This window comes from Faecalibacillus sp. MSK20_93 (assembly GCF_020589945.1).
Lineage (GTDB): Bacteria > Bacillota_I > Bacilli_A > Erysipelotrichales > Coprobacillaceae > Faecalibacillus > Faecalibacillus intestinalis.
Window position 1 is genome coordinate 26,610 of the sequence record NZ_JAJDKA010000022.1, and the last position, 15,064, is coordinate 41,673.

Genomic DNA, 15,064 nt, shown 5'->3' on the forward strand with positions numbered 1-15,064 from the left:
TTGTGAAACTTAATGAAGTAGAAGTTGGTAGCACTGTCACTGTTAAGAAAATTGAAGGTGATGGAGCTTACAAAAGACGTATTATGGATATGGGTATCACTAAAGGGGTAGAATTATATATTAGAAAAGTTGCTCCTCTTGGAGATCCTGTTGAAATTACTGTAAGAGGTTATGAATTATCAGTTAGAAAAAACGATGCACAATGTGTTGAAGTTGAATAACGGAGGGGGAAAGTAAAAAATGAATATTAAATTTGCGCTTGCAGGTAACCCTAACTGTGGTAAAACAACAATGTTTAACGCATTAACAGGTGCTAATCAATATGTTGGTAACTGGCCAGGTGTTACTGTAGAAAAGAAAGAAGGAAAAGTGAAAGGAAACAAAGAAGATAATATTACTGTTGTTGACTTACCAGGTATTTATTCTTTATCTCCTTATACATTAGAAGAAGTTGTCAGCCGTGATTTTCTTTTAAATGAAGATCCAGATGTCATTATTGACTTAGTTGACGCTACTAATATTGAAAGAAACTTATATTTAACAACTCAATTAATTGAAACTGGGGTTCCAGTAGTTGTTGCTTTAAATATGGCAGACTTAATTGAAAAAAGAGGTTTAAAAATTGACACTAAACGTTTATCAATGGTATTAGGATGTCCTATTATTGAAACTTCTGCTTTAAAAGGAACAGGTTTAAAAGAATTAATTGCTGAAGCTGTTAAAGTTGCTAAACAAGGTGAACATCAATTACCAGGAGCTATTTTCAGTGAAAAACTTGAAAAAGCAATTGATACTGTTGTTCCTGCTTTATCTGAAACGATTGCTGCTAACAAAAAAAGATGGTATGCTGTTAAAGTTTTAGAAAATGATGAAAAAGTAATGAATCATATTGTTTTAGATGCTCAAGCTAAAACTACTATTGATGCATTAAGAAAAGATTTAGAAACTGAATTAGATGACGATATGGAAAGTATTGTTACTGATGGTCGTTATACTTATATTCAAAAAATAATTTCAACAACTGTTGAAAAACCAAAAGAAAAATTAACAATTTCTGACAAAATTGATAAAATTGTAACAAACAGATTCTTAGGAATTCCTATTTTCTTATTAATCATGTATATTGTTTACTATATTTCAGTTACAACTGTTGGGACATTCGTTACTGACTGGACAAATGATGTCTTTGTTGTAGCTATTCAAGATGCTGTATCTGGATTCTTAAGTTCAGTTGGAGCAAGTGGTTTATTATCTGCTGTTATCGTTGATGGTATCATCGGTGGTGTTGGTGCAGTTATCGGATTTGCACCTCAAATGGCAATCTTATTCTTATTCTTATCAATCTTAGAAGATTGTGGTTACATGGTTCGTATTGCATTCGTCATGGACAGAGTATTTAGATATTTCGGTTTATCTGGAAAAAGCTTTATTCCATTATTAATTGGTTCTGGTTGTGGTGTTCCTGCTATTATGGCATCTAAAACAATCGAACAAGATAATGATAGACGTTTAACTATTATGACTGCTACATTTATTCCTTGTGGTGCAAAATTACCTGTTATCGCTTTATTAGGTGGAGTTATGGCTGGTAAAGTTGCTGGTTGGGAAGCTGGAGGAATGATAGCTCCTGCAATGTATTTCTTAGGTATTGTTGCTGTATTAGTTTCTGCTATTATCTTAAAGAAAACAAAACCATTCTCTGGTAAACCTGCTCCATTCGTAATGGAATTACCAGAATATCATATTCCTAGTGTTAAAACTGTATTATTACACGTATGGGAAAGATTAAAAGCATTCTTAATTAAAGCTGGTACAATCTTAGTTGTTGCTTGTATCGTTATTTGGTTCTTATCTACATTCGGATTTGAAGGTGGATCATTTGGTATGGTTGATGATACTGCTAATAGTTTAATCGCTGTTATTGGTAATGTTATTGCTCCAATCTTTGCTCCACTTGGATTTGGTAACTGGCAATCAGTTGCTTCATCATTAACTGGATTCTCAGCTAAAGAAGCAATCGTTTCTACAATGGGTGTATTAGCTAATGTTGCTGGAGATACTGAAGATGCTGTTAACGTTGCTGCTGGTGTAGCTCAATGGTTCCCAACTGCAATGGCTGCATTATCATTCTTAATCTTTAACTTATTAGATTCACCATGTTTAGCTGCTATTTCAACAATGGCTAACGAATTGAATGATAGAAGATGGTTCTGGTTTGCAATTATCTTCCAAAACGTATTTGCTTACGCTGTTTCATTAATGGTATATCAAATTGGTTCATTAGTATTATATGGAACATTTGGATTCTGGACAGTTGTTGCATTCGTTGTTCTTGCATTCATGTTATACATGTTATTTAGACCTGATCCATATAAAGATCAAAAAGTTTATTCTACAAGATCAGTTGAAGCATAATAAAAATCCGGAGTAACTCCGGATTTTTATAAATTAAAGGAGGTATTATTATGGCTAATGTGATTATTGTTTTATTAATTGTTGCCTATTGTGCATGGGTCATCTATACACATTTCTTTAGAAAGAAAGATGGACATAAGTGTAGTGGTATTTGTGCAGGGTGTAGTCAATGTTCATCTCCTTTAGATGATTATTATAGAGATCAAAAGAAAATGAAAGAGAGACATAATCATGGGTAATGTAAGTGGTTCGACTTTCTATATGTTTTTAGGAGTACTTGTTATTTATTTAATAGGTGTTTCTATTTACACACTTGTTCAAAAAATTAAGAAGAAAAGAAAATAACAGGAGGTAATTATGGCTAATGTTATTATCGTTCTTATATTAGTGGTGGTTGTTGGTATTGCTTTAAAATCAACAAGAAAACACATGAAGGGTGAAAGTTCTTGTTGTAGCGGTGGTGGAGAAATCTATCAAGCTTTAGAAGATAAAAAATTAGACAATCCAATTATTAAAGAAAAAGTATTTAAAATTAAAGGTATGACTTGTCAGCATTGTGTGGCTAATGTAACACGTGCAATTAATGCTATTGAAGGCGTAAGTTCACAAGTAAACTTAAAAAAAGAAGAAGCACATGTTGTCTATGATCGAGATGTTGATGATCAAGTGATTATATCTGCTGTCAAACAAGTAGGATATGATGTTATTTAGGGAAGAAGAAATTCTTCTCTTTTTTTATAAAACGATTGATATTCATGTCTATACATGGTACATTTAATATGTATAGACAAGATATAATTGTTGCGATTAAAAGTTAAAGAAATACACATCTCATACACCAAGCACTCCAAATTCTTTAATAATGTCTATATATAATGAAGTATCTAAAAAGAGGATTTCAAAAATCCTCTTTTTTTACCAATATTTGGTATTGCTTTTTGTTTGAATATTATATTTAGGTGTATGTGGATATTTTTCAATAGATTTGTTGTTTTTGATAGACCAAGCTTTTGCTGGAAGCGTTAAAAGCTGTGGACATTTTAATTCACCATCTAGTGGTTTAATGAGGGAAATGATATCATGATAATATTTATTACCATTTGTAAGAACATAAGCTCTTTGATTTAAGAAATCTTCCTCATTAAATTGTTCTTGATTGATACTATGTTCATAGATTTCTTTACGGTCTAATTCATATAGAAATTCAGACATTAAATCATGAAAATCAAAAATATATTGATCTTTATGATTTACTAAAAAATTAATAATTGGTTCAAAAACTTCATCTGTATTTTCACTATCCCAATAACCTTTTTTTAATATTCCCCAAAAAGAATTTTTAAACATTTTCATCACCATATCCATTCTATAGGATAATGAACAAGATATCAAGGACTCCCTTTTCTAAACCAATAAACAATCCCTGTTTCATCAATATTTCCATAGATAGGATTAATAGCGATAGCATTTAATTTAGATGTTAATTTATACCAACTTTCTTTTTTGATTTCTTTATTTAAAAAATTAATCGCCACTTCTTTAGCAAGTATTTTTTCCTGACTGTTTTCTATTTTTCGATTATCATCATAGCCTACCCAACCATTAATGAGGATATTAGGATTATAAGCAACAATCAAATTATCATAATCTGTACTTCCTGTTTTACAGGCAACTTTATATTTGGTTTGATAATTTTCCATTGTTGCATTTAAATAAGTTGAAAATTGTTTATTAAAGGTTCCTGTTAATAATTGATTGAGGATTAAACAGCTTTCTTTGTTCAAATTTTGAATTCTTTGATTTTTATGTTGATAAATAGTTTTTCCTTGATGATCAACGATTTTTTCAATGGTATAAAGATGTTGATATTTACCACCAGAAGCAATATTACAGTAGATATTTGAAAGATTATAAATGTTTGTATTAACTGTTCCAAGTGCTAAAGAGGCGTTGTTTTTAGCGTTGATTCCATAGGATTTAAGAAAATCTCTAAGATTTTCTGTACCTAAAAATAAATGTGTTTTTACAGCATAAATATTATCGCTGACAGCAATAGCTTGAGCAAGTGTGATTTCTTGATAAGCATATTTTTGATGAAAATTAGCAGGAGAGTAAGTTGTATTGTTACTTAATTTAAAGGTCGTTGGTTCGCATAGAAAACGTGTAGAGGGGTTAAATCCGTTTTCTAAGGCTAAATAATAGAGAAAAGGTTTCGCTGTACTTCCTATTTGTCTAGAAGCATGTATTGCACGATTATATTGAGAATTAGCGTAATCTTTACCACCAATCAAGGCTTGTAATTGATTGGTTTTAGGATTTGCAACCGTAAAAGCGCATTGTAGATCACCTTGTATTTTCTTTTCTTTAATAAGATCATTTAAAGTATTTTGATATTTACTGTTAAAAGAAGTATAAATATTTAATCCTTTATTTAAATATTGATTATTATAAAAACCTAATTCCTCTAATTCTTCTAAAACAGTATCCTTATAATAATAAGTAGACATATTTTCATTAAGTGAATGTTCACTTGCTAAATTAAGAGTTTGTTTTTGAGTGGTCTCTAAAATACTTTGAGTAATCATTTGATTATCATACATAGCTTTTAAAACAAGACTTTGTCTTTGTTTAGCTCTTTCTTTGTTTAAAATTGGTGAATAATATTGGGGACCATTGACAACCCCTGCTAACATGCTTGCTTCATTTAAAGTCAATTCTTTTGCTTTTTTACCATAGAAATACTGGGAAGCATTTTCAATGCCATAAATTCCATGTCCAAAATAGACATTATTGATATAACCTTCTAAAATTTCCTTTTTTGATAAATGCGTTTCTAATTGTAAAGTAAAAAAAGCTTCTTTTACTTTACGAGACCAAGTCTTTTCATTTGTTAAATAAAGAAGACGAGCGTATTGTTGGGTTATTGTGCTAGCACCTTGAGAAGTTTTCCTTTTTAGGACATTTGTTTTTATTGCCCGGGAAATTCCGACATAATCAAACCCATGATGACTATAAAAACGTTTATCTTCAATAGCAACAATTGCTTTTAAAAAATAAGGACTAACATCATCAATTGAAACATATTGCCCACTATAATTATTGACACTTTGATAAAAAATCTTATTTTGATCATCATAAAGCTTTATGTAACGATCTTTATTAAGTTCAGGTTTTCCTACACAAAAGGCAATAACATACATCAATAAAAGAAATGTGAAGAAAAATATAAAACAATAAAGAATTCTTTTTATAAACTGTCTCATTTTATCACCGATTTTATTCTTGCCATTTTATGTTATAATATGCACGGTGATAGAATGAAAAAGAATATTAAAGTAAATTATAAGAGTATATTTAAATATGATGATCATCATGAAACAGTTCAATTTAAAAGTGATGGAATCTATGAAAAAGGATTTGATAAAGAGAAATTTACTTTCTATAACAATGATCAAAAGATAGAAATTATTTTAAAAGGTAAAGAAATGACATTAGCTAATGGACCTTCTTTATTAAATCTTTCTTATCATAGAAAGATAGGAAATCATTATCATACAGATTATGGGATGATAGAACTCTTTACAGAACTTATTACAATGGAACATGATCGTTATTTAAAAGTGAAGTATATTTTAAGTGATGAGCATCAACAATTAAGTGAAGTTTACGTGATGATGAAATATGATTTTTATGGAGAAGAAAATGAAGCAATCTAAGAAGTTATTAACGAATAAAATATTATTTTCAGGTTTATTGATTTTAATTCAATTAATTATTGTTTTTGTTGCCTTTTTGACGATTCATAGATCATCTAGATTTTTTGTCTATTTGTTCAAGCTTATTAGCGTTCTTGCTGCTTTATATATTATAAATAAGGATGATGCAAGTGCTTATAAGATTACCTGGCTTGTTTTAATAGCTGCTGTACCTTTTGTAGGTGGTGTTCTTTATGTATTTTTAGGAGATAAAAAACCAAGTCAAAGGTTACAATTTGCTTTTTTAAAACAAATAAAGAATCAACGTATTATTGAAAATGATATTATAGAAGAGGTAGCTGATCCTTATATTAAAGGACAAATGAATTATTTAAATCAACAAAAATATCCTACTTATTATGGACAAGATCTTAAATATTTTTCATTAGGTGATGATGCTTTTGAACCTTTATTGGAATCTTTAAGAAATGCGAAAAAATTCATTTTTATGCAATTTTTTATTGTTGATGAAGGAAAAATGTTGAAAAGTGTTTTAGATATTCTTAAAGAAAAAGTTAAAGAAGGCGTAGAAGTGAGATTTATGTATGATGATGTAGGATCACTTACGATGTTGCCTCGTCATTATGATCGTCAACTTGAAAAAATGGGCATAAAGAGTGTGGCATTTAATCCTTTTATACCTGTTTTATCTTTAGCGATGAATAACCGTGATCATAAAAAGATCGTGGTGATTGATGGTGAAATAGGCTTTAGTGGTGGATTTAATTTAGCAGATGAATATATTAATCAAAGAGTTAAATATGGGCATTGGAAGGATTCTGGGTTAATGATTCATGGTCCTGCTGTTAATTCGCTTACGAAGATGTTTTTAGAATCATGGAATGTAGCAAGAAATACAGAAGAAGATTATGAAAAGTATTATGTGCGCTCTCATCAAAAATTTGAGGTAGATGGCTATGTAACTCCTTATGGAGATTCTCCTTTAGATGATGAAAATGTAGGTGAAAATGTTTATTTAAACATGATCAATCAAGCGTATGATTATTTATATATTACAACACCTTATTTGATCTTAGATGATAACTTACAAACAGCATTGATCAATGCTGCTAAAAGAGGAGTCGACGTACGCATCATTACACCAGGAATACCAGATAAAAAAATTGTTTTTAGAGTTACACGTTCATATTATCAAACATTGATCAAACATGGTATTCGTATTTATGAATATACTCCTGGATTTATTCACGCTAAAAACTTTTTAGTGGATGATAAATGTGCAACAGTAGGGACAATTAATTTAGATTATCGTAGTTTATATCTTCATTTTGAAAATGGAATTTATTTATATAACAATAAAATATTAAAAGATATTAAGGAAGATTTTTTAGCGACAGTAGAAAAGTCTCATGAAATTACCTTGGATGAAGTTGTAACTGGTAAATTTATGGGTTGGTTTGAAGCAATTTTACGTGTAATTGCTCCATTACTTTAGGTAAAAAACATTGACTTTATGCACTCTTAATGGTAACGTATAAACGATTAAATATCTTTTTTAAGGAGGTAAAAAATGGCTGTAAATAAAATTGAAATTGCATTGAAAGAAGCACTAAAAAAAGCAATGGTTAAATGCAATTTTGTAGAAGATTATGAAATAGATCAAATCACAATAGAAATACCAAAAGAAAAAAGTCATGGTGATTATTCAACAAATATCGCTATGCAACTTACAAGATTACTTAGAAAGAATCCAAGAATGATTGCAGAACAATTAATCGAAGCAATTGATAAAGAGGAAGCAAATATCGATTCTATTGAAATTGCTGGTCCAGGATTCATCAATATGTTTATGAAAAAAGATGCTTTAACTTCTATTATTAAAGAAGTATTAGCAGAAAAAGATGATTATGGAAAAAGTGATGCAGGAAAAGGAATTAAATATAATGTTGAATTCGTTTCTGCCAATCCAACAGGAGATTTACATTTAGGACATGCTAAAGGGGCAGCAGTAGGAGATAGTATTTGTCGTATTATGTCAGCTGCAGGATATGATGTTACAAGAGAATATTATATTAATGATGCAGGAAATCAAATTTATAATTTAGCTTTATCTTTATATGCAAGATATAGAGAAGCTTTTGGTTTAGATTTTGAATTACCTGAAGATGGATATCATGGTCAAGATATTAAAGATATCGCTGTTAAAATCAAAGAAGAAGTTGGCGATAAATATTTAAATGCAGATCATGATGAAATGATTGCTTTCTTTAGAAAAGAAGGAACTAAATTTGAATTACAAAAAATTAAAGATATTTTAGCGGAATTTAGAGTTCATCATGATGTTTGGTTCTCTGAAACTTCTTTATATGAAGAAAATAAAGTAGTTCCTACAATTGAAAAATTAAAAGAAAAAGGATTTACTTATGAACAAGATGGGGCTTTATGGTTTAAATCAACTGAATTTGGAGATGATAAAGACCGTGTCTTAATTAAATCTGATGGAAGTTATACTTATTTAACCCCTGATATTGCTTATCATTTAAATAAATTAGATAGAGGTTATGAATATTTAGTAGATTTATTAGGAGCAGATCATCATGGTTATATCAATCGTATGAAAGCTGCTATTCAAGCTTTAGGTTATAATAGTGATCAATTAAATATTGATATTCTACAAATGGTAAGAATGATGGAAAATGGTGAAGTTGTTAAAATGTCTAAACGTACAGGAAATGCAATCACTATTAAAGATTTAATTGATGATATTGGTGTTGATGCAACTCGTTATTTCTTTGCCGCTAAAGCAGCCAATACACCTTATGATTTTGATTTAACATTAGCTAAATCTAAATCAAATGATAACCCTGTTTATTATGCACAATATGCTCATGCAAGAATGTGTTCAATTTTAAGACAAGCTAAAGAAAATGATATTACAATTGCAGATCATTTTGAATTACTTGTAAATGATAAAGAAATGGCTTTATTAAAACATATTAATGAATTTAGAAATGAAATTGCAGATAGTGCAAAATCAAGAAGTCCACATAAAATCGCAAATTATATTCAAAGACTTGCACAATTATTCCATAGTTTCTATAATGATTGTTATGTAATAGATAAAGAAAATATTGAATTATCAATGCAACGTTTAGCTTTAGTAGAAGCAACACGTATTACATTAAAAAATGCATTAAACTTAATTGGTGTTGAAGCACCTGAAAAAATGTAAGGAGAGATAAAGATGGATAAAAATAGATCAATGGTTGATGTCGCTTATGAATTAATGTCTAAAAAGAAAAAAGCAGTTAATTTCTATAAATTATGGCAAGAAGTAAGTGAAGTTAAAGGTTTTGATGAAGAAGAAAAAAATGAAAAAGAATCTTTATTCTATACAAACATCACTTTAGACGGACGTTTTATTACAGTTGGTGAAAATAACTGGGATTTACGTTCTCGTCATAAATTTGATGAAGTACACATTGACATGAATGATATCTATACTGATGAAGATGAAGAATCTGAAGAAGTAGAAGATGATGTTGATAGTACAATCGAAGATGATTACAATAACTAAGAGGCAATGCCTCTTTTTTAATAAAATCCTTGCTTTCAAATAAAAGTAGGTATTCTTATTAATGAAAGGATTATTTTATGAATAAACGACAAACAAAGATTTTAGAATTACTCACACAAAATAAAAAAGTAGAAGTTACAAAACTTTCTGAATTACTAGGAGTTTCACAAGTTACAATTCGTAAAGATTTAGATGCTCTTTCAGAAAGTGGTATGTTAATTAGAGAACATGGGTATGCTACTCTTAATAAAAGTGATGATATGAATATTCGTCTTGCTTATCATTATGAACAAAAACAAAAAGTAGCTAAAAAAGCAGTAGAATCGATTCAACATGGTGAAACAATTATGATTGAATCAGGTTCATGTTGTGCTCTAGTAGCCTTAGAAATTGCAAAGACAAAAAAAGATGTCACACTGATTACCAATTCTGCATTTATTGCAGATTATATTCGTAAACATACAGCTATTAAAATTATTTTATTAGGTGGAGAATATCAACATGAATCTCAAGTGATGATAGGACCAATGATGAGAAAATGTGCAGAAGCATTTTTTGTGGATAAACTCTTTATTGGAACAGATGGTTTTAGTATTGATACAGGATTTACAGGAAATGATTATATGCGTTGTGAAGCTGTTAAAGATATGGCAAGACAAGCAAGTCATGTTATTATTGTTACTGAATCAGATAAGTTTCATCAAAAAGGAGTTTCTAATTTAATTGATTTACATCAAGTATCATGTATTTATACAGATCAAGGAATTCCTCAAGAAGTTGAAGAATATTTTAAAGAAAAACATATACAAGTTGAGAAAGTTTGATCCTAAGGTTTCCTTAGGATTTTTTGTAGCAAAAATGTAAAGGAAAGTTGCTGGTGATAAGAAGTAAGAATGTTATAATTTTTCTAGGAGGTGACAATAATGCTTAATGAAAAGATAGTGTATTATAGAAAGAAAAACATGCTTACACAAGAAGAACTAGCATATCAATTAAATGTTTCAAGACAAACAGTTACAAAATGGGAAACAGGAACTATTTATCCTAATATTGAGTATTTAATAAAACTTTCAAATCTTTTTGGTGTTTCAATAGATTATTTAGTTAAAGAAGATGATTGTTTAACATTAGAAACTCATAAAATTGAAATAAGTGAACTTGCATGCTTTCTTGTAAAAGCCAAAAAGGCAACGTATGCAAATAAAACAAATAAAGTCAATTCTTCAAGAAAAGAGTCTCATGATTATTCATATCAAGAGAATAATTATACTTATTTAGATTCCTTCTTTGGTGCGGAAAATTTTAGTGGACAAGAAATTGTTTATAAAGATGGAAAACCATGTTGGTCTATGAATTACTATGGAAGGGTTATAGAGGAAAACTTTAATGGTGATTTTTTAAAAGAAGCTTTATTACAAGTTGATGAAGAATTGCCTTTTAGAGGTCCTTTATTTTATCAAAAAGGGGAGTATCTTTACTTGTTGCGTATTCAAGGAAAAATTGATTTTTTTCAGGGTGTTGAAGAAATATATTATCAAACATATAAAGTTTATGAAGGCTTTATACAAGGCGGAATTGTGAAATAAATAATGACAAATATTTTAAATAAATTTTAATATACTCTTAATGAAGAATGATTATTTCTAAAACAGGAGAGAGTATATGAAAAATTTAGAAAATAAAAATATCTTAAATGTAGAAAAGAATAATAAAAAACAAAGTGTTTTTGATAATTCTGAAGTAGTATTAAATATTTTGTATAATACGTATATAAAGAGTCAACTTCATAAAAAATAAAAAGCTATCTGTAAGTAAATAGATAGCTTTTTATATCTAAAAGAAACAATCAATGCCTTTATCTAAAAAGATTTGTTGATAATCTTTTAAGTCTTCTTCATGATATGCTTGATAAGTTTTTAAAGTATACTCTTTATTTAATAAGTCATATTTCTTTTCACCAAATTGATGAAAAGGAAGAAGTTGTACCTTTTGAATGTTTGATACTTTTAATAATTCACTTATTCCTTCAGCATCTTCTAAAGAATCATTAAAATCAGGAATAACAGGAATGCGTGGTAAAACATTAAGTTGACGTTGAATAGCCCATTGAAGATTTTCAACAATTAAATCATTATAAACACCTGTTCCTTCAAAATGTTGAAGTCGATTATAATGTTTTACATCAAAAAGTAAAAGATCAAATAAAGGTGCTAATTTTTGAAATGTTTCTTTTTGAATATATCCCGTTGTTTCAATAGCAACATGTAAATTCTTTTCTTTAAGAGATAAAACAAGCTCTTCTAGAAATTCAGGTTGTGCCATACCTTCACCCCCAGAGATAGTTACACCACCATTAGATTCTTCATAAAAATCAATATCTTGCATGCAGACATCCACAATTTCTTGGATTTCTTTAAAGTATCCTTCGTGACTTAATGCTTTAGTTGGACAATGATTGACACATTGTAGACAGCCAATACATTTATCATGATTAAAGATCATATGGTTTTCTTTTTCAGTAATTGCTTGTTTTGGGCAGTTAAGTAAACATTTCTTACAATGAACACATTTTTCAAAGTCATAAAGTATTTGTAGCTTATGTAATTGGGATTCAGGATTTGAACACCATTTACATTTTAAAGGACAGCCTTTAAAGAAAACGGTCGTACGAATACCTGGACCATCATGGATACTAAATTTTTGTATATTAAATATTAATCCTTTTTCCATAGTTTTTCTCCTCGCTAATATCCTAACATATCTTTTTATAAGTTTCAAATGAAACCAAAATTGTTTATTTATGAAAATAATATTGACTTATTTTTTGCTTATTATATAATTTAATTGCAAAAGAAAGATTTAAAACTTACGAATGAAAGCCGAGGGAAGAAAAATGAAAAATAGTGAACACTTTGGTGAACTTACATCAAGAATGAATCATTTTAGAGAAGAAGTCTTAGATAAAAAACCATATATCTGTGCAAAAAGAGCACTCCTTGCGACAGAGGCATATAAAGAACATTTAAATGAACCGCCAATTATGAAAAGAGCGTATATGTTAAAAAACATCTTAGAAAAGATGCCTATTTATATTGAAGAAGATACTTTGATTGTAGGAAATCAAGCTTCATCAAATAGAGATGCACCCATCTTTCCAGAATATACAATGGAATTTGTGATGAATGAACTTGATCTATTTGAAAAAAGAGATGGAGATATTTTCTATATTACTGAAGAAACAAAAGATGAACTAAAATCTATTGCACCATTTTGGGAAAATAATAATTTAAGAAGTAAAGGAGGCGCTTTGCTTCCAGATGAAGTGAGTGTTTATATGGAAACAGGTTTCTTTGGAATGGAAGGGAAGCTTAATTCTGGAGATGCGCATTTAGCGGTAGATTATCAACAAGTTTTACAAAAAGGTTTAAAAGGATATGAAGAAAGAGTTAAAGATTTAAAAGAAAAACTTGATTTATGTATACCTGGAAATATTGATAAATATCAATTTTATAAAGCTGTTTTAATTGTCATTGATGCAGTTAAAACATTTGCAAGACGTTACAGTGATCTTGCTTTAGAACTTGCAGAAAGTGCTGATGGGAAACGAAAAGAAGAATTAGAAGAAATTGCACGTATTTGTAAGAAAGTTCCTTATGAAAAAGCAGAAACTTTCTATGAAGCGATTCAATCAACATGGTTTATTCAATTAATTCTACAAATTGAATCGAATGGGCATTCTTTATCTTATGGACGTTTTGATCAATACATTTATCCTTACTATAAACATGATAAAGATTTTCATAATATAACAGAAGAACAAGCTATTGAATTGTTAGATAACTTATGGATCAAAACTCTAACAATCAATAAGGTGCGTTCACAAGCCCATACTTTTTCAAGTGCCGGAAGCCCAATGTATCAAAATGTAACCATTGGTGGACAAACACCTGATAAAAAAGATGCAACGAATGAACTTTCATATTTAGTATTAAAATCAGTTGCCCAAACACGTTTACCACAACCAAACTTAACAGTGCGATATCATAAAAATATGCCAAAAGCTTTTTTGGATGAAGCTATTGAAGTTATGAAACTTGGTACAGGGATGCCTGCATTCAATAATGACGAAATCATTATTCCATCATTTATTGAAAAGGGTGTCAAAGAAGAAGATGCATATAACTATTCAGCGATTGGTTGTGTTGAAACAGCAGTTCCTGGTAAATGGGGTTATCGTTGTACAGGGATGTCTTATATGAACTTCCCACGTATTTTATTAATGGCAATGAATGATGGGGTAGATATGACTTCTGGAAAACGATTCTTTGAAGGTAGTGGTTACTTTAAAGATATGACATCTTATGATGAACTCTTTAAAGCGATTGAAAAAGGAATGCGTCATTTGACACGTATGTCAGTGATTGTTGAAAATGCGATTGATTTAGCACTTGAAAGAGATGTTCCTGATGTTTTATGTTCAGCCTTGACAGAAGATTGTATTGGTCGTGGAAAAACAATCAAAGAAGGGGGCGCTGTTTATGATTTTATTTCAGGGTTACAAGTAGGAATTGCGAATATGGCAGATAGTCTTGCAGCTATTAAAAAACTTGTCTTTGAAGAAAGAAAAATCACACCTGAAGAATTATGGAATGCTATTTTAGATGATTATACAAGTGAAGAAAGTCAAAGAATTCAAGAAATGTTAATTAATGATGCACCTAAGTATGGTAATGATATTGATGAAGTCGATCAATTAGTAGTTGATGTTTATAATATTTATATTGATGAAATGAAAAAATATCCAAATACTCGTTATGGAAGAGGTCCAATCGGTGGGATTCGTTATGCTGGTACTTCAAGTATTTCTGCCAACGTTGGACAAGGTTATGGCACAATGGCTACTCCAGATGGAAGAAAAGCACATACACCTCTTGCTGAGGGATGTTCACCAGCTCATGCGATGGATAAAAAAGGACCAACTGCTGTGTTTAAATCTGTTTCTAAATTACCAACACATGAAATTACTGGTGGTGTTTTATTAAATCAAAAGGTAACACCTCAGTTATTATCGAAAGAAGAAAATAAAGAAAAGATTGAAATGTTGATTAAAACCTTCTTCAATCGATTAAAAGGTTATCATGTTCAATACAATGTTGTTTCTAAAGAAACATTATTAGATGCCCAAGCACATCCTGAAAAGCATAAAGATTTAATTGTTCGTGTTGCTGGCTATTCCGCATTCTTTAATGTGTTATCAAAAGCAACACAAGATGATATTATTGGAAGAACTGAACAAACATTATAGGAGAAAAGAAAATGGAATTTATAATTGATACAGTAAACTTAGAAGATATAA

General features: G+C 29.6%; 15 protein-coding genes. 12 read left to right on the forward strand and 3 right to left on the reverse strand.

Going from position 1 to position 15,064, the window contains the following annotated elements:
• The first annotated feature begins 2 nt into the window (after positions 1–2).
• From LJD34_RS08085 to LJD34_RS08100, 4 genes are all read left to right on the forward strand, one after another.
• Positions 3–221: a FeoA family protein gene (locus tag LJD34_RS08085; RefSeq protein WP_022000741.1), complete on the forward strand. Its 219-nt coding sequence runs from the start codon at positions 3–5 to the stop codon at positions 219–221.
• Between the two features lie 19 nt (positions 222–240).
• The gene (feoB, locus tag LJD34_RS08090; RefSeq protein WP_032089626.1) at positions 241–2,415 is read left to right on the forward strand and encodes a ferrous iron transport protein B; all 2,175 of its coding nucleotides are present in this window, start codon (positions 241–243) and stop codon (positions 2,413–2,415) included.
• 50 nt (positions 2,416–2,465) lie between these two features.
• A complete protein-coding gene (locus LJD34_RS08095) occupies positions 2,466–2,654 on the forward strand; it encodes a FeoB-associated Cys-rich membrane protein (protein WP_022002705.1) in 189 nt (62 codons plus the stop codon).
• A gap of 118 nt (positions 2,655–2,772) precedes the next feature.
• A complete protein-coding gene (locus tag LJD34_RS08100; RefSeq protein WP_227359594.1) occupies positions 2,773–3,126 on the forward strand; it encodes a heavy-metal-associated domain-containing protein in 354 nt (117 codons plus the stop codon).
• Between the two features lie 204 nt (positions 3,127–3,330).
• Here LJD34_RS08100 and LJD34_RS08105 read toward each other — a convergent pair whose 3' ends face one another.
• Together LJD34_RS08105 and LJD34_RS08110 are read right to left on the reverse strand one after the other, a co-directional pair.
• On the reverse strand, positions 3,331–3,762 hold the full coding sequence (locus LJD34_RS08105; protein WP_032089628.1) for a DUF4240 domain-containing protein: 432 nt from the start codon (positions 3,760–3,762) through the stop codon (positions 3,331–3,333).
• Between the two features lie 41 nt (positions 3,763–3,803).
• Entirely contained in the window at positions 3,804–5,678 is a 1,875-nt protein-coding gene (locus LJD34_RS08110) for a transglycosylase domain-containing protein (protein ID WP_227359595.1), read from the reverse strand.
• A 54-nt stretch (positions 5,679–5,732) separates the two neighbouring features.
• On the opposite strand from LJD34_RS08110, the gene LJD34_RS08115 reads away from it, so the two are divergent.
• The 7 genes from LJD34_RS08115 to LJD34_RS16430 all read left to right on the forward strand — a co-directional run bounded on the left by LJD34_RS08115 (position 5,733) and on the right by LJD34_RS16430 (position 11,505).
• Entirely contained in the window at positions 5,733–6,131 is a 399-nt protein-coding gene (locus LJD34_RS08115) for a hypothetical protein (RefSeq protein WP_052010804.1), read from the forward strand.
• Complete coding sequence (gene cls, locus LJD34_RS08120; RefSeq protein WP_227359596.1) at positions 6,118–7,626, forward strand: cardiolipin synthase; 1,509 nt, start codon at positions 6,118–6,120, stop codon at positions 7,624–7,626. The genes LJD34_RS08115 and cls overlap by 14 nt, the downstream gene beginning before the upstream one ends.
• Before the next feature lie 75 nt (positions 7,627–7,701).
• On the forward strand, positions 7,702–9,363 hold the full coding sequence (argS, locus tag LJD34_RS08125) for an arginine--tRNA ligase (RefSeq protein WP_118632607.1): 1,662 nt from the start codon (positions 7,702–7,704) through the stop codon (positions 9,361–9,363).
• A gap of 12 nt (positions 9,364–9,375) precedes the next feature.
• Positions 9,376–9,708 carry a DNA-directed RNA polymerase subunit delta gene (rpoE, locus tag LJD34_RS08130; RefSeq protein ID WP_032089633.1) on the forward strand — a complete coding sequence of 111 codons (333 nt, stop codon included), beginning with the start codon at positions 9,376–9,378 and terminating at the stop codon, positions 9,706–9,708.
• Positions 9,709–9,785: 77 nt separating this feature from the next.
• Entirely contained in the window at positions 9,786–10,532 is a 747-nt protein-coding gene (locus tag LJD34_RS08135) for a DeoR/GlpR family DNA-binding transcription regulator (RefSeq protein ID WP_032089634.1), read from the forward strand.
• 99 nt (positions 10,533–10,631) lie between these two features.
• Entirely contained in the window at positions 10,632–11,294 is a 663-nt protein-coding gene (locus tag LJD34_RS08140) for a DUF5680 domain-containing protein (RefSeq protein ID WP_227359597.1), read from the forward strand.
• 76 nt (positions 11,295–11,370) lie between these two features.
• Positions 11,371–11,505 (forward strand): hypothetical protein, encoded by a 135-nt coding sequence (locus LJD34_RS16430; RefSeq protein WP_264474805.1) that lies wholly within the window; start codon positions 11,371–11,373, stop codon positions 11,503–11,505.
• Between the two features lie 36 nt (positions 11,506–11,541).
• Here the strand turns inward: LJD34_RS16430 and LJD34_RS08145 are convergent, their stop codons facing one another.
• Positions 11,542–12,438 carry a glycyl-radical enzyme activating protein gene (locus tag LJD34_RS08145; protein WP_227359598.1) on the reverse strand — a complete coding sequence of 299 codons (897 nt, stop codon included), beginning with the start codon at positions 12,436–12,438 and terminating at the stop codon, positions 11,542–11,544.
• A 163-nt stretch (positions 12,439–12,601) separates the two neighbouring features.
• On the opposite strand from LJD34_RS08145, the gene LJD34_RS08150 reads away from it, so the two are divergent.
• A complete protein-coding gene (locus LJD34_RS08150) occupies positions 12,602–15,013 on the forward strand; it encodes a glycyl radical protein (protein WP_227359599.1) in 2,412 nt (803 codons plus the stop codon).
• The last annotated feature ends 51 nt before the right edge of the window (positions 15,014–15,064 follow it).